Below are 26,897 nucleotides of genomic sequence, written 5' to 3' on the forward strand. Positions count from 1 at the left end.
GGGCGGCCCGCCGAATTTGCCCTGCAAAAGCGCAGTTCTTGTAACTTTTTCCACATCAGCGGCGGAGATTTACCCCATGTTTGCCAAATGTCTGATTGGATAAATATTACTGAAGGGTACAAGGGAAGAACGGCTTCCCACCGACCATAGAGGTAGCAATGGAGCACATCGAGGCCGAACACCCCCGGCCACGCCACTTCCTACTCCACCTGAGCGATCCCCACCTGTTGGGAGGTCCAGACCCCCTCTACGGAACCGTCGACAGCGAAGCCAGGCTTATCCAGCTCTTCGATGAAGTCAAAGCGTCCGGGGCCAGGCCGGAGGCCGTGATCTTCACGGGCGACCTTGCCGACAAGGGCGATGCCGAGGCGTACGTGAAGCTTCGGGCCATCGTCGAGCCGGCCTGCAAGGAGATGGGCGCCCAGGTCATCTGGGCCATGGGAAACCATGACGACCGGGCCAACTTCCGCAGGGGACTCCTTGACCAGCCCGGCAGTGACGCGCCGGTTGACCACAGCTACTTCATCAACGGGCTGCGGGTCATCACTCTGGACACCACCGTCCCGGGATTCCACCACGGCGAACTGAGTCCGTCGCAGCTGGAGTGGCTGGCCCGCCACCTGGAAACCCCTGCCCCGGACGGCACCATCCTGGCCCTCCACCACCCGCCGGTCCCGTCAGTGCTGGACCTCTCGGTGCTGGTGGAACTGCGCGATCAGGCGTCCCTGGCCGCAGTAGTGCGTAATTCGGATGTCCGCACCATCCTGGCCGGACACCTGCACTACTCCACCACCGCGAGCTTCGCCGGCGTTCCCGTCTCGGTGGCGTCGGCTTCCTGCTACACCCAGGACCTTAATGTACCTGTGGGCGGAACCCGCGGGCAGGACGGCGGCCAGGCGTTCAACCTGGTGCACGTGTATGAACACACCATCGTGCACTCCGTGGTGCCGATGGGCAGTGCCCCCACCGTTGGCGAGTATGTGTCTCCCGAGGAGACGGCCCGGCGGCTGGAGGCCGCCGGGATTAGGATCCCGGAAACCACCAAGCAGCGCGGCAGCACCAAACTCGGGGTGCCTACCAGCCGGTAATACCGGCTCCACAGAGCACTGGGGCAGGCTCCCTGACGGAGCCTGCCCCAGTGCTTTGGAAGTGAAGGGTCAATGGGCGGCCAGCCTACTTCTCCCAGGGTGCCTTGATGGGGAAGTACCTTTCCAGGAAGTCCGTCACCACTTCGGCGCGCTCGTCCGCGCTGACCTCAGGGAAGCTGCCGTCGTTCAGGCAGAAGAAATCCATGTTCCGCTTGGCCAGCAGCTTGGGCAGGTACTTCAGGCCCGAGCGCATGGTGGTGTCCACGTAGCGCACCTTCGCCGCAGTCTGCGTCACGGCACGGCCGGTCAGCAGGGCGTAGTAGTGGTAGAAGGAATTGGTCACGGAGATGTTGTCCGCTGCACGGAACCGGCTGGCCGCCGTCTTGCGGAACTCCTCCGGGAACTCCTCCTCCATCTGGCCCACCACGCTCCGCCGCAGGGGCGCGGCAGTGTGCTCCAGGTGGCGGGTGGTGATCCGGCCGAACCGGTTCCACAGGAGCTTGCGGTTCACCCGGGCGGCGTTTTCGAACCCGCTGCGCTCGGCATCGTTCTCGCCCAGCCCAATCCTGGTTTCCGCCTCGATGAACTTGGTGATGCCGCCGGGCGTGAAGAACATGTCCGGGCCCACCGGCCGGCCAAAGAACATGTCGTCGTTGGAGTAGAGGAAGTGCTCGGACAGCCCCTCGATGTGCTGCAGCTGGCACTCCACCGCCTGTGAATTGTGGGTGGGCAGCACCGAGGGATCGGAGAAGAACTCCTCGCTCCGTACGATGGTGACGGAAGGGTGCTCCGCCAGCCAGGAAGGAGCGGGGGAGTCCGTGGCGATGAAGATCCGGCGGATCCAGGGCGCAAACATGTACACGGACCGCAGTGCGTACTTGAGTTCGTTGATTTGCCGGAACCGGGCCTCATGGTCGTCGCCTTCGCCCAGGACATGTCCCTTTTGCTGGGCGCGGCGGGCCGCGATGTATTCGGGGGAGCTGCCGTCCACCCAGGAGAACACGATGTCGATGTCGAAGCTGATGTCGCTGGCGTGGTCCGCAAACATGTTCTCGATGGTGGGCCACGTGTGACCGTAGCGCTCCACGGTGCCCCGGACCGCATCCTGGCGCAGCAGCGTCCTGCGGGTCAGGGAGTTCTCGATCGGAAGTATGAGCTGTTCTCCCTCGAAGGACCACAGCTCAATCTGGACGCCGGCAGAGGCGCCGAACTCGAAACCGCCCACCGGCTCCACCCGCGGCCGGTACAGCCGGAAGATGCGTCCCTGCCGGTTGGGGGACAGCTCGCCGTCCGCCACCAGGACGGACGTCTTCTTCTTCGCGTCCACGGTCATGGAGTAGAAGGGCTCGTCCCGGCACGCCTCCACCAGGGCAGCCCGGAGTTTCTTCCGATCCTTCCAGTCCAGGGCCAGCACGGGGCGGTCATTGTTGCCGCGGACCAGGAGGTACGACAGGCCGGCGTTCGCCAGGACGTTCCGCAGGAACAGCAGGTCTTCCACCATGGCCTGGTAGGGGGTCCTGGTGTCATTGATCAGGGCATAGCGGCCCTTGTGCCGGACGACGTCGGCCCGGTGGCCCAGCCGCCGTTCTGCCGCCGCCGATGTGATCTCGGCGTGAAATTGTTCTTCCACTGACGCCTGGGCGCCGTAGTAGACCTCGTCCTGGACCGGTGCTTCTGTAATGGTTGTCTCCGTGCTGGTGGAAGTGGGCATTCTTACCTGCATGATAGTCCTGCCTTGGTAACGGAAGGTTTCGCGGCGCTTTTGCGGCCGCGCGGGGCATCCCCCGCCCGGCAGGGACTCAGGCGTCCAGCGCCTCCCGCCAGGCCCGCAGGAAGGCGCCGCCGGCGTCGTCGTGGATCACCGTGGACTCCAGCCCCAGGTCCGCTGCCGTCAGCACGGGGTAGGGCTTGCTGGGCACACCGTCCGCCGGCCGCACGTCCACGTGCTTCACGGGATGGTCGTTGTGGTGCAGCCAGTCCGCCATGGCGTAATCGGTGCGGGAATCGCCCACGGTCCGCCACGCCTGCGGGGTGATGCCCTGCGCCGCGAGGAGCTCCACCGCACGGCTGGCGCCCAGGTCCTTCCCCAGCCGCACGGACTCAATGTCCGTGGAAATAATGGTGGGATCCACGCGGTAGTCCACCTCGTCGTCGGAATTCGGCACGTGGTGGTCAAGCCGGACAACGCCCAGCCCGTGGCGTGCCATGAGTTCCATCGCCTCGGCGTCGAACAGCTTCTGCTCCGCCAGGTAGTCAGCGCTGGGCACGTCGATGTGCTGCTCCACTGACACCATGGCGCGCTTGGTTTCGTCAAAAAACATGTGGGCGGCATAGTCCTCCGCCACCAGCCGGCGGATGTCATCCCCGTACGCTGCGGGGACGGCGAGTTCCCGGTCCACGTGGATGGGGCCGGGGCCGGCCGACGTATAGCTGAACCAGACCGCCCCCTTTTCGCAGATGGCGTGGATGACGGTTCCCGCCGGAATGCCGGCCGCGATCATCGGTTCCATGACCTGCTCGCGGATAAAGGCGTCGGAACGGCCGGTGTTGAAGATGACAGGAATCCCGGCTGCTGCGAGGGCCACCAGGTCCAGGATGATGGCGGGCTTGACGTCCCGTGTCACCGGGCTGGCCACCGGCCCGTCCACGTCCAGCAGGAGCGCCAGCGGCGGTGCGGACGGCAGGCGGATTCCGGGTGCGGACACGGCAGGGGACTCGGATACTGTCATACGTCCATTCTGTCAGCAGGACCGCCGCCGTCCCGTGCGGGCGCCCGCGGAGCAGGCCGTGTGGCGGTATGGTCACTGTTTGGCTACAACCTGGCGCGGGCCAGCCCTGCTACTTTCGCTGGGGCACCGCGGTGCCTACTGTGGCATGGTGATATTCAAAGCTGTGGGCGAGGGCCGCCCTTACCCCGACCATGGTTACAGCACTCCCAAGCAGTGGGCATCGCTGCCGCCGCGGCCGGTGCGGCTCGACGAACTGGTGACCACCAAGCGCACCCTGGACCTGGAAGCGTTGCTGGCGGAAGACTCCACATTTTTCGGTGACCTGTTCCCGCACGTGGTGCAGTACCAAGGGACCCTCTACCTGGAGGACGGACTCCACCGCGCAGTGCGGACCGCCCTGCACCAGCGCACCGCGATCCACGCCCGGGTCCTGGTGCTCGATGGCTAGCAAGCGGCCAAAGGATCCCGGCATCCTGCATGGCCACCACGTCGTTTCCGGACCTGAGCTGCGCGCCGCCATGGAAGCGGCAAGGGACGCCGACGAAACCGTCCGGGTCCGCCGCCGCGTGCTGCACGGCGTGGTGCTGGTTCTGCTCATCGGAGTGATCGCCGCAGGCATCATCGTTGCCCTGGCCATCATCAACGGCCGGCTGAAGCTGCCGTCGGCCGAGCCGGCCCCGACCCCCGTGTCATCCTGCCCGGCCCCAACGTTCGACTACACGCCCACCGACAAGATCAACCTCAACGTCTACAACTCCACCAGCCGGCCCGGCCTTGCCCGCTCCGTGGCGGATGAACTGCTGGCACGCAAGTTCGTGGTGGGCAACGTGTCGAACATCAACGCCGGCTACCGGGGCGTGGCTGCCGTGGTGTCAGGCGCCGCCGGCCAGGCGGCGGCGTTCACGGTGCAGCGCCATGTGCCCGGATCGGATTACTTCCAGGACGGCAGGACAGACGCCAGCGTGGACGTCATCCTGGCCCAGGATTACAAAGCGCTGGTCCCGCCGGAACTGGTGGACCAGACACCGGGAAAGCTCAGCTGCCCGAGGGAGAACCGGCGCACTGCGGACACGGACAAGCTGCCCGTCATGCCCGCCGCCGCTCCGACGCCCTGACCGCCGGACTCAGCCGGCCACTGCCGGAAGCTGGCCGACGCGCACGGGCCGGCCGCCGTCGTCGAACCTTGCACCGGCGCCCAACTGGATGAAGCGCACGGTCCGCGCCACGCGCGCCTCCAGTTCGGCCGGCTCGTCGCTGCCCCTCGCGGCACTTGAGGACAAGGTGCCCAGGATCAGCTGGGACTGCTGGCCCACGTCCGCCACCGGCAGGTAGCCCTGCTCCATGCCGTCACGCAGGATGCCCTGCAGCAGGACGCTGAGCTCGCCCACATGGTCGGAGAGCTTGGCAAAGGACGACGGCGACAGCACCGCCCCCATGGCAGGCCCCGGCGGGAGGTGGCGGCGGCTGAGGTCAACCACCTGGGCACGGACGTACAGTGCCAGCCGCTCCACCGGGTTCTCCAAACAGTTCAGCGATTCGCGCAGGTCGGAGAGGAACTTCTCGGTCTCGTCCAGAGCGTAGGAGATCAGCAGTTCTTCGATGTCCGCGTAGTAGTTGTACACGGCGGTGCGGCCCACACCTGCGTGCCGGGCCACATCCGTCATGGTCAGCCCCGGGAGGCCATGGGTGAAAAGGAGCTCGCCGAAAGCGGTGAGGATGCGGCGCTGGGTGTCCGCGCGTTGTTCGGCGTTGCTGGCCGCTGAAATCCTGGGCATGCAGACACTTTACCGCGATGTGTCAGTAAAAGATGCTAAACCGCGCAGCCGTCCGGGCCGCAGGCCTCAGCTTCGGAGGAATTGACCAGGACCAGCGGGTTGGCGTCCTGCCACGCCTGGTTAAGGGCAGCGGTGAACGTCTCCGTGGGCTGGGCGCCGGACAATCCGAACTTCCGGTCGATCACGAAGAACGGGACGCCGCTGATCCCGAGGCCCTGGGCCTCCTGGAAGTCGAACCGGACCTCGTCCGAGTACTTGTCGGTGGTGAAGAGTTCCTCCACCTCGCTGGCCGGCAGGCCCAGGTCCGCGCCCAAGGACGTGAGGTATTCCCGGCTGCCAATGTCCTTGCCGTGCTCAAAGTGGTCGCTGAGCAGGCGCTCCTTGGCCGCATCCTGCCTGGCGTGGGCCGCCGCGAGGTGGATCAGGCGGTGGGCGGTGAAACTGTTGGCCACCACAACCTTGTCGAACCGGTAGTCCAGGCCTTCACCCTTGGCCTGCTGCGCCACGTGCTCGAACATCTGCGAGACCTGCGGCGCCGGCATGCCCTTGCGGCTGCTCAGGTACTCCAGTTCGGTGCCGTCGTAGTGCTCCGGCAGTGTTGGGTCCAGCTGGTAGCTGCGCCACACCACGTCGACGGCTTCACGGTGGGGAAACGCTGCCAGGGCAGCCTCGAACCGGCGCTTGCCGATGAAACACCACGGGCATGCAACATCCGACCAGATCTCAATCTTCATGCCCTGCATAACCGGGCCGCCCTGGCGGCCATTCCGGCGCGTGCCGTGAGATGGGGCACATTCAGCCCTTGTGGCCGGGGCGATCCTGGGCAATAGTTCTGAGGTAGGTGAAGCAGACGCCATGGAAATGTCGAACACCGCGGGACAAGCATGTCCTGCGGATTTATGTGCCTGGCGGCTGGGGAGCTCGGGCCTCGTTTTCTGGAGGCCGGATATGCGTATCGGACTTATTGCAGGACCGTGGATTCCGATTCCACCGGTCACCTACGGCGGCATTGAAAGAGTCGTGGACACCCTGGCGCGCGGGTTCGCCGCGGCCGGACATGAAGTGCTGCTGGCAGCCCCTTCGGAAAGTACCTGCCCCGTGCCGCAGGTACCCGGGATGCGGCCGGCATCCCGCGATGAACTGGGCCTCACGATGTCTGAGCTCAGCCATGTCATCCGCGCCTACAAGGGCCTCCAGGACGTGGATATCATCCATGACCACACCCTGGCAGGCCCCCTCTACGCGCATAGGCCTCCAAAGGTGCCGGTGGTGACCACCATCCACGGGCCGCTCCACCAGGACGCAGAGGACCTGTACCGGGCCATGGGCCAGGACGTCGCCATCGTGGCGATATCGCGCGACCAGGCGTCCCATGCCCCGGAAGTCCCCGTCACGCAGGTGATCCATCACGGGATGGATGTTTCCGCTGTCCCTGTCGGAAGCGGACGCGGTGGTTACTTGTGCTTCGTGGGCCGGGCGTGCGAGGACAAGGGCCTGCTGGAGGCAATCACTATTGCGCGGCAGGCGGGCGTGCACCTGAAGATCGCCGTGAAAATGCGGGAGCCCGAGGAGATCCGCTATTTCCGCGAGGTCATCGAGCCGATACTTGGCCCCAACGAGGATTTTGTGGGGGAGGTGGATGACGCCACCAAGTACCGGCTGATGGGTGAGGCGCTGGCATTCCTGAACCCCATCCAGTGGTCCGAACCTTTCGGCCTGGTCATGATAGAGGCACTGGCCACCGGCACCCCCGTCATCGGCACGCGCATCGGCTCCGCCCCTGAGATCGTGGAACATGGCCGGACGGGTTTCCTCGGGAAGACCGAGGAACTGCGGGGCTTCGTTGAGGCGGCCGCCGGGCTCAGCAGGGAACGCTGCCGGGCATCAGTAGAGGAGCGGTTCAGCGCCCAGCGGATGGTGGCGCAGCACCTCAGGCTCTTTGATGACCTGCTGGCCGGGAGATTGCCGGGAGGGGTTCCGGTTGCCCCGCCGGTGCACCAGAATCGTTAAGGGGGGACCGGCGGGCGTTGGGCTCCCCGGCAGCATCCAGCCTGAGAAGGGAGTCCTTCCATGACCGCCTGGAACGAAGACAATGAGGCCTCCGGCTCCGATGTTGGTGCCGTCACCGTACTGGAAGGCTCTTCGTTTTGCATCTCGGCCGGAACCGGCGACATCAGCGCCGACGGCAGCACGAATGGTGCGTTCTACCAGGACACCCGGATCGTCTCGGGCTGGGTTCTGCGGATCAACGGTTCGCGGCGCGAACCGCTGTCCGCCCAGAAGGCCCAGCCTTTCGAAGCAACCTTCGTTGGCCGCGCAACATGGCCGGGAGGCCGGTTCGACAGTCCGCTGGTGGTCCGGCAGGTCCGGCACATCGGACCGGGCCTGCAGGACGACATCATCCTGGAGAATTACGCAGCGGAACCCGTTGAATGCGCCATAGAGCTGCTTGTGGACGCGGACCAGGCCGACCTCTTCGAAGTGAAGGGCGGCCGGACTACTGGCCCCGATGACACCACCCGCACAGTGGTGGATGGAAAGCTCATCATCGAAGCATCACGGCACGGCCAGCAGCGGGGCTCCGCCATCGGGGCCAAGGATGCGGAGGTGGGCACGGATGGGCTCCGGTTCCGCGTCACCGTCCCCGCCCGCGGCAAGTGGAGCACCAGCGTGATTGTGGTGCCCCTGGTCAACGGGGAGGCCCCGGAAAAGCCCTTCATGGAGGGCCAGCTGCCGCACCACCGTGAGGGCGTGCGGCGCCACCTGGCCTGGGAAGAGAACGTGCCGCGGATCAGCATCGAGGACAGCAGCTTCCAGAACGTGCTCAACCGCAGCCAGAGCGACCTCGGTGCCTTGCGAATCTTCGATGCCCACCATCCCAACCGCGCGGCGGTCGCGGCCGGGGCGCCCTGGTTCATGGCGCTGTTTGGGCGGGACTCGCTGCTGACGTCCTACATGAGCATGATGGTCAACCCCAATCTCGCCTTGGGCACGCTGCAGACCCTGGCCGGGATCCAGGGGAAGAAAGTGGATGTGGATTCCGAAGAGGAACCCGGACGCATCCCGCACGAGGTCCGGCTGGGCGTGACCGCTGGCCTGTCGCTTGGCGGCACCGCGTATTACGGCACGGCGGATGCCACTCCGCTTTTCGTGGCAACCTTGGGCGAGCTGAGCCGCTGGGGACTGTCCCGGGATGCGATCCAGCCGCTGCTGTCCCACGCCGACCGGGCCCTGGAATGGATCGAAAAATACGGCGACCGCGACGGCGACGGCTTCGTGGAGTACCTCCGGCCCAACGAGCATGGACTGGTGAACCAGGGCTGGAAGGACTCCTGGGATGGCATCAACTTCGCGGACGGGACCATCGCGGAAGCCCCCATCGCACTCTGCGAGGTCCAGGCCTACGTATATGCGGCCTACCTGGGCAGGTCGCTGCTGGCCCACTGGACGGGGGATCCTGACCTCGAAAAGCACTGGGCCGACAAGGCGGCAGCCTTCAAGGAGGAGTTCAACAGGAAGTTCTGGCTGCCGGACAAGGGGTACTTTGCGGTGGCGCTGGACAAGGACAAACGGCATGTCGATGCGCTGACGTCTAATATCGGCCACTGCCTGTGGACGGGCATCGTGGACGAGGACAAAGCCGTGTCCGTCATGGAAAACCTGATGTCCCCGCAGATGTTCACCGGCTGGGGCATCCGTACGCTGGCCTCCGACATGGGCGCCTACAACCCCGTCAGCTACCACAACGGCTCGGTCTGGCCCCACGATACCGCGCTGGTGGCCACCGGGCTGATGCGCTACGGGTTCGTGGACGAGGCCAGACGGGTGGCACTGGGCATCCTCGACGCAGCCCGGCACTTTGATGGCCGGCTGCCGGAACTGTTCTGCGGGTTCGACCGCGGCGAGTTCCCGGGCCCTGTTCCGTATCCCACTGCATGCTCCCCGCAGGCGTGGGCGGCGGCGGCGCCCGTGCAGCTCGCCCGGATCCTGCTCCGGTTCGATCCCGTCTTCACCCGGGGGGTGGTGCACCTGGCCCCGATCCTGCCTGAAGTCGTGGGGACATTCCGCGCAGAGAACGTTTTGTTGGATACCAGCCGGGTCACCATCACCGCCACGGGAACCCAGGGCGGCATCGACGGACTCCCGCCGGGGCTGAAGCTCCTGACGGAGCCCCGCCCACCGCTGGCCTATCCGCCGAACGGAGCCCCGGCCAACTCGCGCGTCCCGGGCCTACAGCAGTCCAGCAGCTGAACAGTTCAGGGTAGGGCGCGCTCCAGGACGAAGTCGTGCTCCACGGTGCTGCCCAGCCGGAATGATTTGGTGCCCACCTTGTGGAAACCGGACTTTTCGTAGAAACGGATGGCCCGGGCGTTCTGGCTGTTCACACCCAGCCAGGCCCCGGCGCTGCCGGATGCTGCTGCCGCCTGGAGGCTCGCGTGCATGAGTTCTGCTGCCGCGCCCAGCCCGTGATAGTCCGGGTGGACATAGCATTTGCTGATTTCCACGGACGGCAGCAGCGTCAGCACGGAATCCACGTCCGGGTCCGCTGCGGGCCTGTCCACCAGGAGGCTGTAGCCGCAGAGCTGCCCGTCGGCGTCGATGACCAGGATGGTGATGTCCGGGTCGGCGAGGTAGCCCTTGAAGTGCTCCTCGCTGAGCGTGTTGGCCAGGTGGGCGGCAATGTCGGCAGGTGACGACGACGGCGGGCAGGCCAGCGGGAAGGTGACGGCCGCCAGCCCGGCGAGGGGGCCGGCGTCGTCCGATGCTGCGGTGCGGATGGTGTGCGTCATTCGGTTGCTCCGGTAGGGAAGGTCAGGCCGTGAGGGTTCGGATGGGGGAGCCGGCAAGCCAGGCGGTGATGTTCTCCAGGGCACCGCCGTAGAACTGCCGGTAGCTTTCCTGCGTGACGTAGCCCAGGTGGGGGGAGAGCAGGGTGTTCGGCGCTGCCAGGAGCGGGTGGCCGGCCTGCAGGGGCTCCTGGTCGAAGACGTCCAGGGCGGCGCCGCGGATCCACCCTTCGTTCAATGACCTGACCAGGGCCTCCTGGTCAACGAGCGGCCCCCGGGCGGTGTTGACCAGGATGCCCTCGGGCCCCAGCAGCCGCAGCTCGGCCTCGCCCACAGTGTTCTCGGACCGCGGGGAGAGCCTCAGATGGAGGGTGGCGACGTCGGCGACCGTGAAGAGCTCCTCCTTGGACACCAGCCGCGCGCCGGCCTCCTTGGCTGCCTCCGCGGTTAGGTTCTGGCTCCACGCCACGACGTCCATCCCGAAAGCCTGCCCGTAGGCGGCCACCCGCCGGCCGATCTTGCCCAGCCCCACGATGCCCAGCGTCTTGCCGGCCAGCTCAAAGCCCACCGTTGACTGCCAGGTACCGGCCCGGAGCGAGCTTTCCTCGGCGGGAAGGTGCCGGGCGATGGCCAGCAGGAGGGCCCAGGTCAGTTCGGGCGCGGCCGTGGGTGAGCCGGGCGTACCGCACACCGTCACCCCGTGCTCGGCCGCCGCCGCCACATCGATGGCGGCGTTCGCCATTCCGGTGGTGACCAGCAGCTCAAGCGACGGCAGCTTCTCGAACACCTCACGGGGGAACGCCGTCCGTTCCCGCATGGCGATCACCATGGTGGTGTCCGCCAAGGCCGAAACCAGCGCGTCGCGGGATGTGAAAGGTTCACGGTAGGACGTCACCGTGACCCCTTCGGCCTCCAAAGCCGTGAAGTCAGCGAAGCCGTGGGCCACGTCCTGGTAGTCATCGAGGATGGCAAGGCGGTGGGTCATCGGTGTCCTTCGCAGTGTCCTACGTCCTGGGTCACGTTCATCGTATGGCAGGGCCGTCCGGGAGGGTGCCTGAAACTCCAGCAACGCGGAGCATGATAGCAATGGGAGTGATGAATCCACGCCCATTCCCGATTTTGACCCTGTGAGCAGCCGCGTCCTGTCCCGCGTCCCGAAAAGCTGGGTCCTGCTGGCCTGCATCGGCCTGCTGGCGCTGAACCTCCGTGGCCCCTTTGTTGCCGTCGCGCCCCTGGTGGACCTCATGCAGGCGGAACTGCACTTTTCGCCGGTCATGCTGGGGCTGCTGACCAGCATCCCCGTGCTCTGCTTCTCGCTCGCGGCTCCGCTGGCGTCCCTGGCTGCGCGGAGGTTTGGTGCCGAGTTCGCCGTGACGCTGACCATTCTGGGGGTCCTGGCCGGCGTGCTGCTCCGGTCTGCGGGAGGACCGGTCCTGGTGGTGGCCGGCACGGTGGTCATCGGGGTGGCCATCACCATAGGCAACATCGCGGTGCCACTGATCATCCGCCGCGATTTCGCTCCCCGACGGCAGGGGACTGCGATGGGGATCTACACCGCAGCCCTGAACATCGGGTCCTTCCTGACCTCGGTCATCATGGCCCCGCTCGCCGCAGTGACGGGGTGGCGGCTGGCCCTGGCCGCTGTCGCCGTCCTGGCCGTCGCCGCGGTGGTGGTGTGGGTGCTGGCAGTGGGGCCCCGGACGGCTTTCCTGGCCGAGGCCGAAGACGGCGGGGATACGCCCCGTGCCCCGGCAACCCGTTCCGGCTGGATTACTGCCGGACTCACGGCCGGCTTCGGCGGCCAGGCGTTCTCCTATTACGGCGTCACGGCGTGGCTGCCGAGCTACCTGCACGACGAACTGGGAATGAACGCAGCCCAGGCCGGCGCCGCGTCCTCGATCTTCCAGATCCTGGCCATCGTGGGCGGACTCGGTGTGCCTTTCGCGGCCAAATATCTGAGTACGACGGCGGTGGCGGTCACCCTGGGTACGTTGTGGCTTGCCGTTCCGGTGGGGCTGCTTTTCCTGCCGCAGCTGTGGTGGCTGTGGTCCACCTCCGGCGGGATTGCCCAGGGCGGCGGCATCACCCTGATCTTCATCGCCGTCATCAAGCTGGCCCGCGACCAGGCCTCCGCGGGGCGGATGTCCGCCACGGTCCAAGGCCTGGGCTACTGCCTCGCCGCCGTCGCCCCGCCGCTGGTGGGATTCGTCCACGACAGCTCCGCATCATGGACGCCGGCCCTGCTGGTCATCCTGGTGTCGGTGCTGACCTTCTTCGTCAGCACCACCCTGTCCGTGCGGCAGGTGCCGAAGGGCCGCTGAGGCGCGGCCCGCCGTCGTACGTTCCCCTGTACGCCCGCTCACTTAGCGCAGTAAACACAACGACGCCCGATCACTTATAGCAACGAATACGACAACGCCCGATCACTTTCCTGGGGAAAGTGATCGGGCGTTGTGGGTGGTGCTCCGTTGCCGGACCGGCGCCCCGGATTTCGGGGGGCCTGTTGCGAAGGGCGAGCCGGCCCGGCAGACGGAAGTACTGGTGGGTCAGGCCGCGGTGAGCTCCTCGACGGTGGCCTTTTCACGGGCCTCGGTCAGGTAGCGGGCGTAGGCCGGCAGGGTGAGGAAGGACGGGAACTCACGGCTGAGGGTGACTTCCTCGAAGATGTCGCGGGCGTCCTCGAACCGGTCGCCGTCGAAGCGTTCCAGCTGGGCGAATTCCTCGTCCAGCAGTTCTTCCACCCACTCGTGGCTGATGATCTCGCCGTGGTCCGTGATGGCCCGGGCGTAGATCCACTGCCAGAGCTGGGACCGGGAGATCTCGGCTGTGGCGGCGTCCTCCATGAGGTTGTGGATGGCCACTGCGCCGTTGCCGCGGAGCCAGGATTCGATGTAGCGGATGCCTACCTCGATGTTGTTCCGGATGCCCTGTTCGGTGATGGTGCCGGTGGTGGCGGCAACGTCGATCAGGGCGCGGTCGTCCGGGGTGACGTCCTCGCGGAGCCGGTCCAGCTGATTGGGCTTGCTGCCGAGGACGCCGTCGAACACTTCGCGGCACACGGGCACCAGGTCGGGGTGGGCCACCCAGGAGCCGTCGAAGCCGTCGTTGGCCTCGCGGGTCTTGTCCGCGCGGACCTTCTCCAAAGCGTTGGCGTTGGCTTCGGGGTCCTTGCGGTTGGGGACGGCTGCTGCCATGCCGCCGATGGCCATGGCGCCGCGCTTGTGGCAGGCGCGGACCAGCTGTTCGGTGTAGGCGCGCATGAAGGGCTGGGTCATGGTGACCTGGCCGCGGTCCGGCAGGACGAAGCGGGGGCCGCGGGTGCGGAAGTTCTTGATCAGGGAGAAGATGTAGTCCCAGCGGCCGGCGTTCAGGCCCGCGGCGTGGTCGCGCAGTTCGTAGAGGATCTCCTCCATTTCGAACGCTGCGGTGATGGTCTCGATCAGCACTGTGGCGCGGATGGTGCCCTGCGGGATCCCGAGCAGGTCCTGGGCCAGGATGAAGATGTCGTTCCACAGCCGGGCTTCGAGGTGGTTCTCGATCTTGGGCAGGTAGAAGTACGGTCCCTTGCCCTGGGCCAGCAGGCGGCGGGCGTTGTGGAAGAAGAACAGTCCGAAGTCCACGATGCCGCCGGCGATGGGCTGGCCGTCGATGAGCATGTGCTTTTCCGGCAGGTGCCAGCCGCGGGGCCGGACCACGATGGTGGGCAGCTCGCCGGCCGGGCGGAGTTTGTATTCCTTGCCTTCTTCGGACGTGAAGTCGATCCGGCGCTCCAGGGCGTCGGTGAGGTTCAGCTGGCCCTTGATGACGTTCCGCCACGTGGGGGTGGAGGAGTCCTCCATGTCAGCCAGCCACACCTTGGCACCCGAATTCAGGGCGTTGATGGTCATCTTCTTGTCCACCGGGCCCGTGATTTCGACCCGGCGGTCCTCCAGCCCGGGTGCCGGGGGAGCGACCCGCCAGGACGCATCATTGCGGATGTGCTCGGTTTCCCGCAGGAACCGCGGGTCCGCCCCGGCGGCGATGTCAGCCCGCCGTGTGCGCCGGGCCTGGAGCAGCTCCTGCCGCCGCTCGGCAGTTGCCCGGTGCAGCTTCGCGATGAACGTCAGTGCGTCCGGGGTGAGTACTTCGTCCTGCCGGCAAATAGGCTGTGCGGTCAGGGTGATGCCATTGATCGTGAAGCTGTCGGTGAAGCTGTTCATTTCAGTCTCCTTAAAGACGAAAGGGAAGGTCGACGGCGGGACTTGCCTGGGTGGGGCCGGGAGGGGAAATCCTCCGCGTGCTATCCCCATCCCGGGCGTAAGACCTCGCAAAGCTCGGTCGACGCCGGGGACAGGGCCCCTTTACGCACGCTTCCGGATTCCCCCTCCCGGCCCGCGACGGTCACGCTTGGGCGAGTGCCGCCGTCGTGCCTCTTCGGTGAGCGAAGCGAACGGCTCACCTTGGGCGGCTGGGGATTAGTGGAACTGGCCCTCTTCGGTCGATCCGACCAATGCGAGGGTCGACGCGTTCGGGTTGAGCGCCGTGGAGATGGTGTCGAAGTAGCCGGTGCCGACTTCGCGCTGGTGCTTGGTTGCGGTGTAGCCGCGGGACTCGGAGGCGAATTCCTTTTCCTGCAGTTCGACGTAGGCGCTCATGCCTTCACGGGCGTAGCCGTGGGCGAGGTCGAACATCGAGTAGTTCAGGGCGTGGAAGCCGGCCAGGGTGATGAACTGGAAGGTGAAGCCCATGGCGCCGAGTTCACGCTGGAACTTGGCGATGGTGGCGTCGTCCAGGTGCTTGCGCCAGTTGAACGACGGCGAGCAGTTGTAGGAGAGCATCTGGTCCGGGAACTCGGCCTTGACGGACTCGGCGAACTTGCGGGCAAGCTCCAGGTCCGGGGTGCCGGTTTCCATCCAGATGAGGTCGGAGTAGGGGGCGTAGGCCTTGGCTCGGGCGATGCAGGGTTCGATGCCGTTGCGGACCTTGTAGAAGCCCTCGGCGGTGCGCTCGCCGGTGATGAATTCCTGGTCGCGCTCGTCGACGTCGGAGGTGATCAGGGTGGCGGCCTCGGCGTCGGTGCGGGCGATGACGACTGTGGGGGTGCCGGCGACGTCGGCTGCCAGGCGGGCGGCGTTCAGCGTGCGGACGTGCTGCTGGGTGGGGATCAGCACCTTGCCGCCGAGGTGGCCGCACTTCTTCTCCGAGGCGAGCTGGTCCTCCCAGTGAACACCTGCTGCACCGGCCTGGATCATGGATTTCATGAGTTCGTAGGCGTTCAGCGGGCCGCCGAAGCCGGCCTCGGCGTCGGCGACGATCGGGACCAGCCAGTCCTCAACGGTCTGGATGCCTTCGGAAAATTCGATCTGGTCTGCCCGGAGCAGGGCGTTGTTGATGCGGCGGACCACGGTGGGGACGGAGTTGGCCGGGTAGAGGGACTGGTCCGGGTAGGTGTGGCCGGAGTTGTTGGCGTCGGCAGCTACCTGCCAGCCGGAGAGGTAGATGGCGCGCAGGCCCGCCTTGACCTGCTGGACGGCCTGGTTGCCGGTGAGGGCGCCCAGGGCGTTGGTGTAGCCGCCGGTCTTGTGCTCCTCGGTGAGCTGCTTCCACAGCTTTTCGGAGCCGCGGCGGGCCAGGGTCTGCTCTTCGGTGACGCGGCCGCGGAGGCGGACGACGTCGGAGGCTGAGTAGTCACGGGTCACACCTTCCCAGCGGGGGTTGGCGGCCCACTCGAGCTCCAGGGCGGCGGCCTGCTCTTCGGGCGTCTGCTGGGTGGGCTCAAATGCTGCAGTCATCGTTGATCTCCTTGATTGAGCTCCGGATGGAGTAGGTGGGAACCGCGTCGTTGAGGTTCCCACCGGCTTATCCGGTGCGGTGTTTCTTTCCGTGACAACTACTTTTCAGCACTTTCAACCCCCTTTCTAGACAAAAAGTCTGGAAAGAAATGCACTTCTTCACGTATTCTTCAGAAATGTCACCTTCAAGCTGGAACAGGGACGTTTCCCAGCCGCCGTCAGCCGCCGCAGCGGAACTGGACGTCATCGCGCTGGGCCGCCGCGTCCGCCATCTCCGCAAACAAGCCGGGCTCACGCTCGATGACCTGAGCGCCGCCGTCGGCACCGCCCCCAGCCAGCTCAGCCTGATTGAAAACGGCAAACGCGAGCCCAAACTGACGCTGCTGCAGCACCTCGCCGGCGCCCTGAACGTCAGCATCGACCAGCTGCTCGGGGCCGAGCCGCCCAGCCGCCGCGCCGCCCTCGAAATCGAGCTGGAACGCTACCAGCGCGGGCCGCTGTACGAATCGCTGAACCTGCCCAAAATCCGCATCAGCTCGCGGCTTCCACTGGATGTGCTGGAAGCCCAGGTGGGGCTGCTGCACGAGCTGGAACGGAAGATGAACGAGCAGGTGGCCACCCCGGAGGAAGCCCGGCGCGCCAACGGCGAACTGCGGGCCATGATGCGGGAACGCGGGAACTACTTCCCGGAGTACGAGGCCGAGGCGCAGAAGGTCCTCAAGGAGGTGGGTTACACCACCGGCCCGCTGAGCCAGCACGTCATCGCGGACATCGCCGAGCACCTCGGATTCACCCTGCACCACGTGGGGGATCTGCCGCATTCCACCCGTTCCGTGACGGATTTGAAGAACCGCAAAATTTACCTGACGCAGAGCCAGCGGCAGGACCACGACCCCCGCTCGGTGCTGCTGCAGGCCCTGGGCCACTACGTCCTGGGCCATGAAACGCCCAAGAACTACGGTGACTTCCTGGCGCAGCGGGTGGCCACCAACTATTTCGCCGCCGCCCTGCTCCTGCCCGAGCAGGCAACCGTCGAATTTCTGCAAAAAGCCAAAGCGGCCAAGGAAATCGCTGTGGAGGACATCCGCGACGCGTTCGCCGTCTCCTACGAGACCGCGGCGCACCGCTTTACCAACCTGGCCACCAAGCACCTGGGCATCACCACGCATTTCCAGAAGACGCACCAGAGCGGCATCATCTACAAGGCGTACGAGAACGACGGCGTGAACTTCCCGCAGGACCACACCGGAGCCATTGAGGGCCAGCCGTCGTGCAAGGCCTGGACCTCCCGTGCCGTGTTCGATGTGCCGGACAAGTTCAGTGCCTACAGCCAGTACACCGATACGCCGTCGGGCACGTACTGGTGCACCGCCCGCACCGAGCGGTCCGCCAGCGGCGAATTCTCGCTCAGCATTGGCGTGCCGTACCAGCACGTGAAGTGGTTCCGCGGGCGGGAAACCAGCGCACGGGCCAGGTCCAACTGCCCGGATCCCAACTGCTGCAAGCGGCCGCCTGCCGAACTGACCAACCAGTGGGCCGGGAACGCCTGGCCGTCCGCGCGTGCGCACTCGCACCTGCTGGCCGCGATGCCGCCCGGAGCTTTCCCCGGCGTGGATGAGACCGAGGTGTACAGCTTCCTGCAGGCCCACTCCGGCTCATAGGAACGCCCCATCACATCCCGCCGGTTTCCTCCCGACGCCCCATCACCTCCCGCCGGTTTCCTCCCGACGCCCCATCACCTCCCGCCGGTTTCCTCCCGACGCCCCATCACCTCCCGCCGGTTTCCTCCCGACGCCCCATCACTTTCCTGACGAAAGTGATCGGGCGTTTGGGAATAAGCCGCCAAAGGTGATGGGGCGTTTGGGTGTACGCCGCCAAAAGTGATGGCGCGTTGCTGGATTAAGTGCCGAAAGTGATGGGGCGTTGGGTCAGCCGTGCAGGGTCCGGTAGGCCTCAGCGGCGGCGGGGTGCAGCGGAATCCCGGCGGTGTTGATGAGGCTCTCCGCGCTGAGGAACTGCACGCCCAAGGTGGACTGGGGGATGAGTTCGCCGGCGTTGTGCACCAGCAGCTGGACGGTGCGCTCCACGGTGGCGGCGTCCAGGTCCCTGCGGCAGAGCAGCAGATTGGGAGCACCCACCGTCCACACCGCCGGTATGCCGGGATAGCTGCCTTCCGGTATCAGGACCCGGTCGTACATTCCGCCGTACCTCCGCCGCAGTTCCGGCAGCAGCGCGGACAAATCCAGCAGTCCGAGCGCCACGTCCTGCTGCGCGCTGGCGATGGCCGCAGTGGGCACGCCGCCGGACCAGAACAGGGCATCCACGGTCCCCGCCTTCAGCGCCGCGATGCCGTCATTCAGGCCAAGATGTTCGACGGCGGCAGTTCCGGCGGAGGGCGGCGCGGCATCCGCGGAGGTGCCCAGGCCCGCTGCTTCCAGCAGCCGGGGAGTGGTAAGAGAGGTGCCCGACCCCGGCTGGCCCACGGCGACCCGCCGCCCCGCCAGCCCGGAAATGTCCCGGATCCCGCTGTCCTTCCGCACCACGCAGTGGACGTAGTTTTCGTAAACCTTCCCGATGGCGGCGATCTCCGCTCCGTCTCCGCCCGCCTGGCTGGCGGCATCGGCCAGGGCCACAGCAAAGTCCGCCCGGCCTGCCCGCAGTTCCGCGATGTTGTCCAGGCTTCCGCCGGTGGCCACGGCCCGGGCATGGCCCGCTACGCCGTGGCGTTCAAGCGCCGCGGCCAGCAGCGTCGAGAACTCGAGGTAGAAGCCGCCGGGTTCGCCGCCGGCCACCACCAGGTTCTCCGGCCGGTCGCCTCCGGTGCACGCACTGAGGGCATGCGGCAGGCAGGCTGCGAGTCCGACGGCGAAGGCCCACCTGAGCGCGGACCGTCGCGTCGGCAGGGAGACATGGCGGCCCGGGGCAAGCGCTTCACGCATTGGCATCACCACTCCTGCTGCCCGGAAGCAGCTGATCAGACGCCGGAGCGGGAAACTCGATCCGGGCCGCGAGCCCATGCGGGGCCGCTTCGGCCAGCACCAGGCGGCCACCGTTGGCCGCGGCAAGCTGGCCCACGATCGTCATGCCCAGCCCGGTCCCGGGAACCGACGAATGCTGCGGGGACCGCCAGAATCTGGTGGCAGCCGCGGCGCGCTCCGGGGCAGGAAGCCCTGGACCGTCGTCGGAAATCTCCACCACCACCGCGCCGCCCTCCATCCGGACCGTGGCCGTCACGGTGGCACCGGGGGCGTACTTGAGGGCGTTGTTGAGGAGCTCGGCCGCCATCTGGGCCAGCTCCGCCGGGTGGCAGGAAACCAGTGCCGGGGGCTGCGGCGCCGGAGCAAGGACCAGCCTGCAGCCTGCCTGTTCTGCCAGCGGTGCCGCCCGCTCAATCTCCCCCTGGAGGACCGGGAAAGGGTCCACGGGATCCGGTGCAGGGAAGCCTTCCAGGCGGCCGGCAGCCCGGAGGTACCCCTCGGAGGCCCGGTGCTCCGCGGCGGCGAGTTTGAGGACGCCGTCCAGGATCTCCTCCACCCGGTCCAGCTCCGCCATGGCGCGCTCGGCGGCGTCGTGTTCACGGGCCGTCTTCAGTTCCAGCTGCAGCAGGTCCAGCCGAAGCCGGAGGGCCCCCACGGGGTTGCGCAGCTGGTGTGACGTGTCCGCGATCAGCTGCCGCTGCGCTGCCATGCTGGCGCTCACGGTCCGGGCCATCACGGTGAAGGACCGGCTCAGTTCCCGCAGCTCCGGCGGCCCGTCCTCCGGAAGGCGTCCCGCCCGGCCGGTATTTTCCAGTTCGTGCACCGCCGAGTTGAGCCGCTGGACGGGCCGGAGGACCCATACGGTGACCCGGGCCGCACCCAGCAGGAGCACGGCGGCAAGGGCAAGCGCCGCCACCCCCACCGCGAGCCACCGTTCCCGGAGCTTCTGCTGCGCGGTGCCGGCGTCCACGTCCAGCACCACGGCGCCCAGGACCTGGCTGGCGCTGCCGAAGGGCCGGAAGATCACCCGGGAGCCGGAACCGAAAGGTTCCAGTGGTTCCAGGGCGGTGTTGCTGACGTTCAGCCGGGCCAGGGACAGCGCGTCCTGCACGTCGGACCGGCCGGTATCAAGGTCCCCGGAATGAAGGGTGGCCTGCTGCACACGCACCACGATCCCTTCCCCGTACAGCCCGGAGTACGTGTCCATCTCCCGCTGCAGCCGCGCCGTGTCCCCGTCGGCGGAGGCATCGAACGCCACCTGCGCCAGACGGTTCAGGGACGCCGCCCGGTTGATCTGCAGCTCCTGGGTCAGCTCGCGGGACGCGGACGTGAGGATGGTGCCCGAGATCAGGAAGACCACCACCAGGCAGAGCACGCTGAGGACGCCCAGCACCCGCAGCCTCATCCGGAAGCCGCCTCCACCCGGTACCCCACCCCACGGACGTTGATGATGAAGCCGGGTTTTTGCAGTTTTGCCCGCAGCCCGGTGAGGTGGACGTCCAGGGACCGGGAGGAAGCCAGGAAGGCGTCGCCCCACAGCGCGTCAAGGATTTGTTCCCGGGTCACCACCGAGCCGGCGTGGCGTGCCAGCAGCGCGAGGAGCTCGAACTCCGTGGCGGTCAGGGCGAGCGGCGAACCTGCTTTGGAAGCGGTGCGGCGGTTCAGGTCGATCGCCACGTCATCCAGCACGATGACGTGCTCCTGCGGGGTGCCGCCGCCACGGCCCGCCCGCCGCGTCACCGCTTCGATCCTGGCGAGCAGTTCCACCAGCTTGACCGGCTTGACCAGGTAGTCGTCCGCGCCGGAACGCAGCCCGAGCACCACGCTGCGTTCGTCGTCCCGTGCGGTCAGGATCAGGATGGGGACATCGGTGACCTGGCGCAGTTTGCGCAGCACCTCCAGCCCGTCCATGTCCGGCAGGCCGAGGTCCAGGAGGATCACCTGGAAGTTCCGGTGGGACAGCAGCGCATCAGCGCCCCGCGCCAGCCGCTGCGGGTGGTGTCCGGCGCTTTCGACGGCGGCGGTGAGGGCGCCGGCCATGCTGTCGTCGTCCTCGACGATCAGCACGTCCATGGCCATCTTCCTTGCTGCGTTTCCTGTAGTGTCCGGTTCATCCCCGCCACGTGAGATTACCGCGTGGCGCCAGGATATGCCCGACGGAGGCCGGCCCGGCCGAGACGGGACACGCAGGCAAAACCTAAGGAAGTGTTAGGAAATGCCCCGCCACGTTGGCTGTGCGGTGGATCACCCATACCGTGGATGAGGCCCTCCGGCGTTGGAGGACGCACGTCACCACAAGGAGGAACTCACCGATGAGCACCCAACAAACCGCGCCCCTGACGGAGGCCGCCCAGACCCGGCGGGCCGTGGGCAACATCCTGAAGGGTTCCGCCGGCAACCTTGTGGAATGGTACGACCTCTACGTCTATACCGTCTTTGCCGCCTACTTCCAGGCCCACTTCTTCAACTCCAAGGATGAGCTGCAGGCGGGCCTCGAAGCGATGGCCGTCTTCTCGACGTCGTTCCTCATGCGGCCCATCGGTGCCTGGTTCTTTGGCCGGTACGCGGACCGCAAGGGCCGCAAGGCTGCCCTGACCCTCAGCGTCACGCTGATGTCGGCGGGTTCCTTCGCCATCGCCGTGCTGCCCACCCAGGACGTCATCGGACTGTGGGCCATGATCCTGCTGGTGCTCGTCCGCGTGATTCAGGGCTTCTCCGTGGGCGGCGAGTACGGAACCAGCGCCACCTACATGTCCGAGGCAGCCACCAGCAAGCGCCGCGGCTTCTTCTCCAGCTTCCAGTACGTCACCCTGATCGGCGGCCAGATGCTGGCCCTGCTGGTCCTGGTGATCCTGCAGAACGTCATGCCCAAGGGCGACCTGGGGGAGTGGGGCTGGCGCATCCCGTTCGCCATCGGCGGCGTGGCCGCCCTGGTGGTGCTGTGGCTCCGCCGCTCCATGGAGGAGACGGTTTCCGCCGAGCAGCTCGAGGCCGCCAAGACTCCCGCGGTTGCCGGACAGGCCCAGCCGGGCACCATGAAGCTGCTGTTCACGAGCTACTGGAAGCCGCTGCTGGTCTGCATCGGCATCACCCTTGGCGGGACCGTGGCGTTCTACACCTACACCAACTTCATCCTGAAGTTCATGAACGATACCTCGGGCATCGCCAAGACCGACACCTCCGTGATCAACTTCTGGGCGCTGTTCATCTTCATGCTGCTCCAGCCCGTCTACGGCATCATCTCGGACAAGGTGGGCCGCAAGCCGCTGCTGCTCTGGTTCGGCATCACCGGCGTGCTCTTCACCTGGCCGCTGCTCTCCACCCTGGCCGGCACCAAGGACCCGTTCACCGCGTTCCTGCTCATGATGGGTGGCCTGGTGATTGTCGGCGGCTACACCTCGATCAACGCCCTGGTAAAGGCTGAACTGTTCCCCGCCTCCATCCGCGCGCTCGGCGTTGGCCTGGGCTACGCAATCGCCAACTCGCTCTTCGGCGGGACCGTGCCGCTGATCGGCGCGGCCTTCCAGAAGGCGGAGCGGGAGGACCTGTTCTTTACCTACGTGACCATCGCCATCGCCATCTCGCTGGTGGTCTACATCTTCGCCCTGAAGAACAAGAAGGCCACGCACCTGGACGACGAACAGGGCCACGCCTGGGAGCAGGCGCCGCAGGGTGGCGGCAAGGACAAGGACGCGCTCGGCGTCTAGCATTCAGGCGTCCCAACGGACGCATCGCCCAAGGAGGCGTACGACGGCGGCTGCCAGGCCGCCGTCGTACGCCTCCTTTTGCATGTGCAAAGGGAGGTATGGGACGCGGAGCCCCTTTAGCGGCGCGTCATCCGTCGGCGCATCAGGAACCCATGCGCGGCGAACAGGCGGGGCAGCACCACATACACCGCGGTAGGAACCACCACCATGGCCCGGAAGACGGGGTGCCAGGTTTCCATGAGAGGTGCGGCCGCCATCATGCCGATGGCAACCAGCGGAAAAATTGCCAGCCAGGTGATGGCCGCGCGGACATGGATGGACGGCGGAGCCGCCGGAACCCCCGGCACCGGTGGGACTGCGGGCAGCACGGGCTGGGGAGCGGAAAGGGTTGCCGGCTGGGCAACGGAGGGGGCTGCGGGCTGTGGAACCGTGTCCATGGAAAAACTCCAACTGATTAGTTGCTTAATGCTTGCAAAGACACTAAACGCGGACGGGTGCAATTGCAACTACCTGGTTGGAATTGCGTAGACTTATGTCATGGCATGGAACACAGCGCGGACCAGGGAACTGCTGCTGGCCGCTGCCACGGAGGAGTTCAGCGCCAAGGGGCTCGCGGGGGCGCGGGTGGATCGCATTGCAGCCGCCGCGGGCGTGAACAAGGAGCGCATCTACCAGTACTTCGGCAAGAAGGATGAGCTGTTCGACGCCGTCCTGGCCGCCGAAATGGTCCGGGTAATGACCGAGGTGCCCATCACCGGCAGCGGACCGGAGGCGTTCGGCGAATACGCCGGCCGCCTCTTCGACCGGCACACCACCGACGGCGTCCTGCCCAGGCTCCTGTTCTGGGAAGGCCTGGAGCGGGGCGGGGAAACTGTCAGCCGCGCCACCCGGTCCGACCACTGCGCCATCAAGGTGGGACAGGTCCTGGACGTCCTGCCCGGAATCGACAGGACCGACGCCGCGGACCTGCTGATCACCGTCATCACCCTGTGCGACGGCTGGCCGGTCCTGCCCCAGATCGACACGCTCCTGGCGGGCAGCAGTGCTGACCGGACCACCCGTCGTCGGGCGTTCATCGTGCGGACCGCAACCCTGCTCGCTGAAGCCCTCGCCGCCGAGGTGCGGGCCGCCCCCGGAGCTGCCCTGGACCAGGCCGGCTAGAAGGCCTGCCGGGGAACCGGCCGGGTGGGCGGACTATATTGGGCCATGTCAGCACACCACCACCATCGCGGGAGTCTGCACCCATGGCCAAGGAACTTGCCACCCAGCTCATCGAACAACTCCAGGCTGCCGGCGTGCAGCGGATCTACGGGATTGTGGGCGACAGCCTCAACCCGATCGTGGATGCCGTCCGCCAGACCGGCGGCTCCGCGAAGGGCGGCATTGACTGGATCCACGTCCGCCATGAGGAAGCCGCCGCCTTTGCGGCCGCAGCCGAAGCGCAGCTCACCGGAAAGCTTGCCGTGTGCGCCGGATCCTGCGGCCCCGGAAACCTGCATCTGATCAACGGCCTGTACGACGCCAACCGCTCCGGCGCTCCGGTGCTGGCCATCGCCTCCCACATTCCCAGCAAGCAGATCGGCAGCAGCTTCTTCCAGGAGACCCACCCGGACCGCCTATTCAACGAATGCTCGGTGTACTCGGAGCTGGTCAGCACCGCAGAGCAGGCTCCCCGGGTAATGCACAGTGCCATCCAGCACGCGCTGGGGCTTGGGGGAGTGGCCGTCGTGACCCTGCCGGGTGACATCGCCGGGCTGGAGGCCGCCGGCCCCACCCCGCTGCCTGCCACCTTCCGGCCTGCCAGCCTGGTCCCGGACCCGGCCAGCGTCCAGGCACTCGCGGACGCCATCAACGACGCCGGCAAGGTGGCCATCTTCGCCGGCGCCGGCGTGGAAGGGGCACACAGCGAGCTGATGGCGCTCGCCGACCTGGCCAAGGCGCCGGTGGGGCACTCGCTGCGCGGCAAGGACTTCGTCCAGTTCGACAACCCGTTCGATATCGGCATGACCGGGCTGCTGGGATACGGGGCCGCGGCCGAAGGCATCGAGGACGCCGACCTGCTGATCCTCCTGGGCACCGACTTCCCATACGACCAGTTCCTGCCGGACACCCGCACCGCGCAGGTGGACCGGGTGGCCCACCGGCTGGGCCGTCGGACCGACGTCGACATTGCCGTCCACGGCGACGTGCTGCCCACCCTGCGCGCACTGCTCCCGCTGGTGAAGGCGAAGAAGAGCCGCAGGTTCCTGGACCAGATGCTGAAGAAGCACGACCGGCTGATGAACAAGGCCGTGGGCGCCTACACCCGGAAGGTGGAGAAGAAGCAGCCCATCCACCCGGAGTACGCGGCGTCCCTGCTGGACCAGGTGGCCGCCGAGGACGCCATCTTCACCGCGGACACGGGCATGTGCAACGTCTGGACCGCGCGGTACATCAACCCGCTGGGCACCCGCCGGCTCATCGGGTCCTTCCTGCACGGCTCCATGGCCAACGCCCTGCCGCACGCCATCGGCGCCCAGTTGGCGTACCCCGGCCGGCAGGTCATCTCCGTCTCCGGCGACGGCGGGCTGTCCATGCTGCTGGGTGAGCTCATCACCGCCGCCGCCTACAAGCTGCCGGTGAACGTAGTGGTGTTCAACAACTCAACCCTCGGCATGGTCAAGCTCGAGATGCTGGTGGACGGACTGCCCGATTTCGGTGTGGACGTCCCCGATGCCAACTACGCGGCCGTGGCACAGGCGCTGGGCTTCCATGCGGTGAGGGTCACGGATCCGGCGCAGATCGAATCGGCGTACCGGGAAGCGTTCGCCCACCCCGGCCCGTCGCTGGTGGAACTCATCACCGACCCCAAGGCGCTGTCCATCCCGCCGAAGATCTCCGGTTCCCAGGTGATCGGGTTCGCCACGGCCATGTCCAAGGTGGTGCTGAACCGCGGGGCGGGTGAGGCCGTGAGTATGGCGCGCAGCAACCTGCGCAACATCCCGCGGCGCTGACCGGGGTCCAAACCCGCCATCACATCCTGCCCATAAATCGGGAACGCGTCTGCACTTTATGCAAACGCGTTCCGGAATTAAGGGCGAAAAGTGATGGGGCGTTTGGGTTTTAGGGCCAAAAGTGATGGGGCGTTTGGTCAGCGGGCGCCGCCCTGCCACAGGGCATCGAACGGGGCGCCGGAGGCAACGCGGTTGCGGATGCCGGCGGTCACGAAGTCCTTGGCGGTACGGGCGGCCTCCAGCGGGCTGGCGCCCTTGGCCAGTTCCGCCGTTACGGCGGCGGCGAGCGAGCAGCCGGCGCCGGAGACGGCCACCTCGCCCACCTTCGGGGCGCTGAGGACTTCGAGGGTCTGGCCGTCGTAGAAAACGTCGACGGCGTCCGGGCCTTCCAGCCGGACCCCGCCCTTGGCCAGGACTGCTGCGCCGCTGAGTTCGTGGATGCGCACGGCAGCGGCCTTCAGGGATTCGACGTCCGTGATCTCCAGGCCGGACAGTGATTCCGCCTCGAAATGGTTGGGCGTGACGAAGGTGGCCAGCGGCAGGATCTGGGCTTTCAGGGCCTGGTCCGTGTCCAGCGCGTGCCCCGGTTCCTGGCCCTTGCAGATCAGCACCGGGTCCAGGACAACGTTGGCAAAGCTGTTCTCCTGCAGGGCACCGGCCACCGTGTTGATGGTCGCCGGGCTGCCCAGCATGCCGATCTTCACCGTGTCCAAAGCCGAAGGGGCGCCCGACGCCGGACCGTAGGCCGCCGTCGTCGCCTCCAGTTGATCGGCAATCACCTGCTGGTCCACCGGCACGAAGCGGTGGTTCCAGCTGTCCTTGGGGTCGAAGGACACGATGCAGGTCAGGTTGGCGATGCCGAAGACGCCCAGTTCCTGGAAGGTCTTCAGGTCGGCCTGCGCGCCGGCGCCACCGGTGGCTTCGGACCCGGCGATGGTGAGGACGACGGCGGGACGTGCGGCGGGCAGCGTTGCGTCAGGGGTAGCGGAAGTCATGCACCCATCCTGCCACCCGCCGTCGGACGCCCGCCAAACCGGTGCCCCGAGTCCCGGGATCGCCGGAAAGGTGC

General features: G+C 66.8%; 23 protein-coding genes. 10 read left to right on the forward strand and 13 right to left on the reverse strand.

Features of this window, described 5'->3' with window-relative positions; translation table 11 throughout:
• Positions 1-158: 158 nt before the first annotated feature.
• Positions 159-1,088 (forward strand): phosphodiesterase, encoded by a 930-nt coding sequence (locus tag MRBLMD1_RS09675; protein ID WP_364399077.1) that lies wholly within the window; start codon positions 159-161, stop codon positions 1,086-1,088.
• Positions 1,089-1,173: 85 nt separating this feature from the next.
• Here MRBLMD1_RS09675 and MRBLMD1_RS09680 read toward each other — a convergent pair whose 3' ends face one another.
• Both MRBLMD1_RS09680 and MRBLMD1_RS09685 read right to left on the reverse strand, forming a co-directional pair.
• Positions 1,174-2,811 carry a stealth family protein gene (locus MRBLMD1_RS09680; RefSeq protein WP_364399079.1) on the reverse strand — a complete coding sequence of 546 codons (1,638 nt, stop codon included), beginning with the start codon at positions 2,809-2,811 and terminating at the stop codon, positions 1,174-1,176.
• 76 nt (positions 2,812-2,887) lie between these two features.
• Positions 2,888-3,817, reverse strand: a complete 930-nt coding sequence (locus MRBLMD1_RS09685; RefSeq protein WP_224024757.1) for a hypothetical protein — start codon at positions 3,815-3,817, stop codon at positions 2,888-2,890.
• Between the two features lie 148 nt (positions 3,818-3,965).
• Here MRBLMD1_RS09685 and MRBLMD1_RS09690 point away from each other — a divergent pair, with 148 nt between their 5' ends.
• Both MRBLMD1_RS09690 and MRBLMD1_RS09695 read left to right on the forward strand, forming a co-directional pair.
• Positions 3,966-4,265 carry a type II toxin-antitoxin system VapB family antitoxin gene (locus tag MRBLMD1_RS09690; RefSeq protein ID WP_026264985.1) on the forward strand — a complete coding sequence of 100 codons (300 nt, stop codon included), beginning with the start codon at positions 3,966-3,968 and terminating at the stop codon, positions 4,263-4,265.
• Positions 4,258-4,932, forward strand: a complete 675-nt coding sequence (locus MRBLMD1_RS09695; protein WP_159633461.1) for a LytR C-terminal domain-containing protein — start codon at positions 4,258-4,260, stop codon at positions 4,930-4,932. Before MRBLMD1_RS09690 ends, MRBLMD1_RS09695 begins: the two co-directional genes overlap by 8 nt.
• Before the next feature lie 9 nt (positions 4,933-4,941).
• On the opposite strand, the gene MRBLMD1_RS09700 is transcribed toward MRBLMD1_RS09695, so the two are convergent.
• Positions 4,942-5,592: a TetR/AcrR family transcriptional regulator gene (locus MRBLMD1_RS09700; protein WP_364399082.1), complete on the reverse strand. Its 651-nt coding sequence runs from the start codon at positions 5,590-5,592 to the stop codon at positions 4,942-4,944.
• A gap of 35 nt (positions 5,593-5,627) precedes the next feature.
• Positions 5,628-6,326, reverse strand: a complete 699-nt coding sequence (locus MRBLMD1_RS09705; protein WP_159633455.1) for a DsbA family oxidoreductase — start codon at positions 6,324-6,326, stop codon at positions 5,628-5,630.
• Between the two features lie 214 nt (positions 6,327-6,540).
• On the opposite strand from MRBLMD1_RS09705, the gene MRBLMD1_RS09710 reads away from it, so the two are divergent.
• Both MRBLMD1_RS09710 and MRBLMD1_RS09715 read left to right on the forward strand, forming a co-directional pair.
• Positions 6,541-7,602 carry a glycosyltransferase family 4 protein gene (locus MRBLMD1_RS09710; RefSeq protein WP_159633452.1) on the forward strand — a complete coding sequence of 354 codons (1,062 nt, stop codon included), beginning with the start codon at positions 6,541-6,543 and terminating at the stop codon, positions 7,600-7,602.
• Between the two features lie 60 nt (positions 7,603-7,662).
• Positions 7,663-9,843, forward strand: a complete 2,181-nt coding sequence (locus MRBLMD1_RS09715) for a glycogen debranching N-terminal domain-containing protein (RefSeq protein ID WP_159633449.1) — start codon at positions 7,663-7,665, stop codon at positions 9,841-9,843.
• A 5-nt stretch (positions 9,844-9,848) separates the two neighbouring features.
• Here MRBLMD1_RS09715 and MRBLMD1_RS09720 read toward each other — a convergent pair whose 3' ends face one another.
• Complete coding sequence (locus MRBLMD1_RS09720; RefSeq protein WP_364399085.1) at positions 9,849-10,382, reverse strand: GNAT family N-acetyltransferase; 534 nt, start codon at positions 10,380-10,382, stop codon at positions 9,849-9,851.
• Positions 10,383-10,404: 22 nt separating this feature from the next.
• Positions 10,405-11,364: a D-2-hydroxyacid dehydrogenase family protein gene (locus MRBLMD1_RS09725; RefSeq protein WP_364399087.1), complete on the reverse strand. Its 960-nt coding sequence runs from the start codon at positions 11,362-11,364 to the stop codon at positions 10,405-10,407.
• A gap of 142 nt (positions 11,365-11,506) precedes the next feature.
• On the opposite strand from MRBLMD1_RS09725, the gene MRBLMD1_RS09730 reads away from it, so the two are divergent.
• Positions 11,507-12,700 carry a CynX/NimT family MFS transporter gene (locus tag MRBLMD1_RS09730; protein WP_364399089.1) on the forward strand — a complete coding sequence of 398 codons (1,194 nt, stop codon included), beginning with the start codon at positions 11,507-11,509 and terminating at the stop codon, positions 12,698-12,700.
• 225 nt (positions 12,701-12,925) lie between these two features.
• On the opposite strand, the gene aceB is transcribed toward MRBLMD1_RS09730, so the two are convergent.
• On the reverse strand, positions 12,926-14,578 hold the full coding sequence (gene aceB / locus MRBLMD1_RS09735; protein ID WP_364399090.1) for a malate synthase A: 1,653 nt from the start codon (positions 14,576-14,578) through the stop codon (positions 12,926-12,928).
• 255 nt (positions 14,579-14,833) lie between these two features.
• Entirely contained in the window at positions 14,834-16,150 is a 1,317-nt protein-coding gene (gene aceA / locus MRBLMD1_RS09740) for an isocitrate lyase (RefSeq protein WP_141158209.1), read from the reverse strand.
• A gap of 149 nt (positions 16,151-16,299) precedes the next feature.
• On the opposite strand from aceA, the gene MRBLMD1_RS09745 reads away from it, so the two are divergent.
• On the forward strand, positions 16,300-17,811 hold the full coding sequence (locus MRBLMD1_RS09745) for a helix-turn-helix transcriptional regulator (RefSeq protein ID WP_159635840.1): 1,512 nt from the start codon (positions 16,300-16,302) through the stop codon (positions 17,809-17,811).
• A gap of 267 nt (positions 17,812-18,078) precedes the next feature.
• Here MRBLMD1_RS09745 and MRBLMD1_RS09750 read toward each other — a convergent pair whose 3' ends face one another.
• Genes MRBLMD1_RS09750 through MRBLMD1_RS09760 form a run of 3 tightly spaced genes read right to left on the reverse strand, consistent with a single transcriptional unit; the run spans position 18,079 to position 21,201 of the window.
• The gene (locus MRBLMD1_RS09750; protein WP_364399093.1) at positions 18,079-19,095 is read right to left on the reverse strand and encodes a TAXI family TRAP transporter solute-binding subunit; all 1,017 of its coding nucleotides are present in this window, start codon (positions 19,093-19,095) and stop codon (positions 18,079-18,081) included.
• Positions 19,082-20,533: a sensor histidine kinase gene (locus MRBLMD1_RS09755; protein ID WP_159633431.1), complete on the reverse strand. Its 1,452-nt coding sequence runs from the start codon at positions 20,531-20,533 to the stop codon at positions 19,082-19,084. The genes MRBLMD1_RS09750 and MRBLMD1_RS09755 overlap by 14 nt, the downstream gene beginning before the upstream one ends.
• Entirely contained in the window at positions 20,530-21,201 is a 672-nt protein-coding gene (locus tag MRBLMD1_RS09760; protein ID WP_364399095.1) for a response regulator transcription factor, read from the reverse strand. The genes MRBLMD1_RS09755 and MRBLMD1_RS09760 overlap by 4 nt, the downstream gene beginning before the upstream one ends.
• 239 nt (positions 21,202-21,440) lie before the next feature.
• Here MRBLMD1_RS09760 and MRBLMD1_RS09765 point away from each other — a divergent pair, with 239 nt between their 5' ends.
• Positions 21,441-22,835, forward strand: a complete 1,395-nt coding sequence (locus MRBLMD1_RS09765) for an MFS transporter (RefSeq protein ID WP_224024772.1) — start codon at positions 21,441-21,443, stop codon at positions 22,833-22,835.
• A gap of 116 nt (positions 22,836-22,951) precedes the next feature.
• On the opposite strand, the gene MRBLMD1_RS09770 is transcribed toward MRBLMD1_RS09765, so the two are convergent.
• Complete coding sequence (locus MRBLMD1_RS09770; protein WP_364399098.1) at positions 22,952-23,272, reverse strand: hypothetical protein; 321 nt, start codon at positions 23,270-23,272, stop codon at positions 22,952-22,954.
• A 100-nt stretch (positions 23,273-23,372) separates the two neighbouring features.
• Here MRBLMD1_RS09770 and MRBLMD1_RS09775 point away from each other — a divergent pair, with 100 nt between their 5' ends.
• Both MRBLMD1_RS09775 and MRBLMD1_RS09780 read left to right on the forward strand, forming a co-directional pair.
• A complete protein-coding gene (locus tag MRBLMD1_RS09775; protein WP_159633419.1) occupies positions 23,373-23,996 on the forward strand; it encodes a TetR/AcrR family transcriptional regulator in 624 nt (207 codons plus the stop codon).
• An 83-nt stretch (positions 23,997-24,079) separates the two neighbouring features.
• Positions 24,080-25,828 carry a pyruvate dehydrogenase gene (locus MRBLMD1_RS09780; RefSeq protein ID WP_364399100.1) on the forward strand — a complete coding sequence of 583 codons (1,749 nt, stop codon included), beginning with the start codon at positions 24,080-24,082 and terminating at the stop codon, positions 25,826-25,828.
• A 137-nt stretch (positions 25,829-25,965) separates the two neighbouring features.
• Here MRBLMD1_RS09780 and MRBLMD1_RS09785 read toward each other — a convergent pair whose 3' ends face one another.
• Positions 25,966-26,823, reverse strand: a complete 858-nt coding sequence (locus tag MRBLMD1_RS09785; protein ID WP_364399102.1) for a hydroxymethylpyrimidine/phosphomethylpyrimidine kinase — start codon at positions 26,821-26,823, stop codon at positions 25,966-25,968.
• Positions 26,824-26,897 lie beyond the last annotated feature (74 nt).

Source organism: Pseudarthrobacter sp. LMD1-1-1.1, from assembly GCF_040676255.1.
Classification (GTDB): Bacteria; Actinomycetota; Actinomycetes; order Actinomycetales; family Micrococcaceae; genus Arthrobacter.

Excerpts from the sequence above, each read along its gene's own strand:
- MRBLMD1_RS09700 (WP_364399082.1), bottom strand. The coding sequence starts at position 5,592 with ATGCCCAGGATTTCAGCGGCCAGCAACGCCGAACAACGCGCGGACACC.
- MRBLMD1_RS09705 (WP_159633455.1), bottom strand. The coding sequence starts at position 6,326 with ATGAAGATTGAGATCTGGTCGGATGTTGCATGCCCGTGGTGTTTCATC.
- MRBLMD1_RS09780 (WP_364399100.1), top strand. The coding sequence starts at position 24,080 with ATGGCCAAGGAACTTGCCACCCAGCTCATCGAACAACTCCAGGCTGCC.
- aceB (WP_364399090.1), bottom strand. The coding sequence starts at position 14,578 with ATGAACAGCTTCACCGACAGCTTCACGATCAATGGCATCACCCTGACC.
- MRBLMD1_RS09745 (WP_159635840.1), top strand. The coding sequence starts at position 16,300 with ATGCACTTCTTCACGTATTCTTCAGAAATGTCACCTTCAAGCTGGAAC.
- MRBLMD1_RS09725 (WP_364399087.1), bottom strand. The coding sequence starts at position 11,364 with ATGACCCACCGCCTTGCCATCCTCGATGACTACCAGGACGTGGCCCAC.
- MRBLMD1_RS09715 (WP_159633449.1), top strand. The coding sequence starts at position 7,663 with ATGACCGCCTGGAACGAAGACAATGAGGCCTCCGGCTCCGATGTTGGT.
- MRBLMD1_RS09785 (WP_364399102.1), bottom strand. The coding sequence starts at position 26,823 with ATGACTTCCGCTACCCCTGACGCAACGCTGCCCGCCGCACGTCCCGCC.
- MRBLMD1_RS09710 (WP_159633452.1), top strand. The coding sequence starts at position 6,541 with ATGCGTATCGGACTTATTGCAGGACCGTGGATTCCGATTCCACCGGTC.
- MRBLMD1_RS09750 (WP_364399093.1), bottom strand. The coding sequence starts at position 19,095 with ATGCCAATGCGTGAAGCGCTTGCCCCGGGCCGCCATGTCTCCCTGCCG.
- MRBLMD1_RS09680 (WP_364399079.1), bottom strand. The coding sequence starts at position 2,811 with ATGCAGGTAAGAATGCCCACTTCCACCAGCACGGAGACAACCATTACA.
- MRBLMD1_RS09760 (WP_364399095.1), bottom strand. The coding sequence starts at position 21,201 with ATGGACGTGCTGATCGTCGAGGACGACGACAGCATGGCCGGCGCCCTC.
- aceA (WP_141158209.1), bottom strand. The coding sequence starts at position 16,150 with ATGACTGCAGCATTTGAGCCCACCCAGCAGACGCCCGAAGAGCAGGCC.
- MRBLMD1_RS09685 (WP_224024757.1), bottom strand. The coding sequence starts at position 3,817 with ATGACAGTATCCGAGTCCCCTGCCGTGTCCGCACCCGGAATCCGCCTG.
- MRBLMD1_RS09675 (WP_364399077.1), top strand. The coding sequence starts at position 159 with ATGGAGCACATCGAGGCCGAACACCCCCGGCCACGCCACTTCCTACTC.
- MRBLMD1_RS09755 (WP_159633431.1), bottom strand. The coding sequence starts at position 20,533 with ATGAGGCTGCGGGTGCTGGGCGTCCTCAGCGTGCTCTGCCTGGTGGTG.
- MRBLMD1_RS09770 (WP_364399098.1), bottom strand. The coding sequence starts at position 23,272 with ATGGACACGGTTCCACAGCCCGCAGCCCCCTCCGTTGCCCAGCCGGCA.
- MRBLMD1_RS09775 (WP_159633419.1), top strand. The coding sequence starts at position 23,373 with ATGGCATGGAACACAGCGCGGACCAGGGAACTGCTGCTGGCCGCTGCC.
- MRBLMD1_RS09720 (WP_364399085.1), bottom strand. The coding sequence starts at position 10,382 with ATGACGCACACCATCCGCACCGCAGCATCGGACGACGCCGGCCCCCTC.
- MRBLMD1_RS09695 (WP_159633461.1), top strand. The coding sequence starts at position 4,258 with ATGGCTAGCAAGCGGCCAAAGGATCCCGGCATCCTGCATGGCCACCAC.
- MRBLMD1_RS09765 (WP_224024772.1), top strand. The coding sequence starts at position 21,441 with ATGAGCACCCAACAAACCGCGCCCCTGACGGAGGCCGCCCAGACCCGG.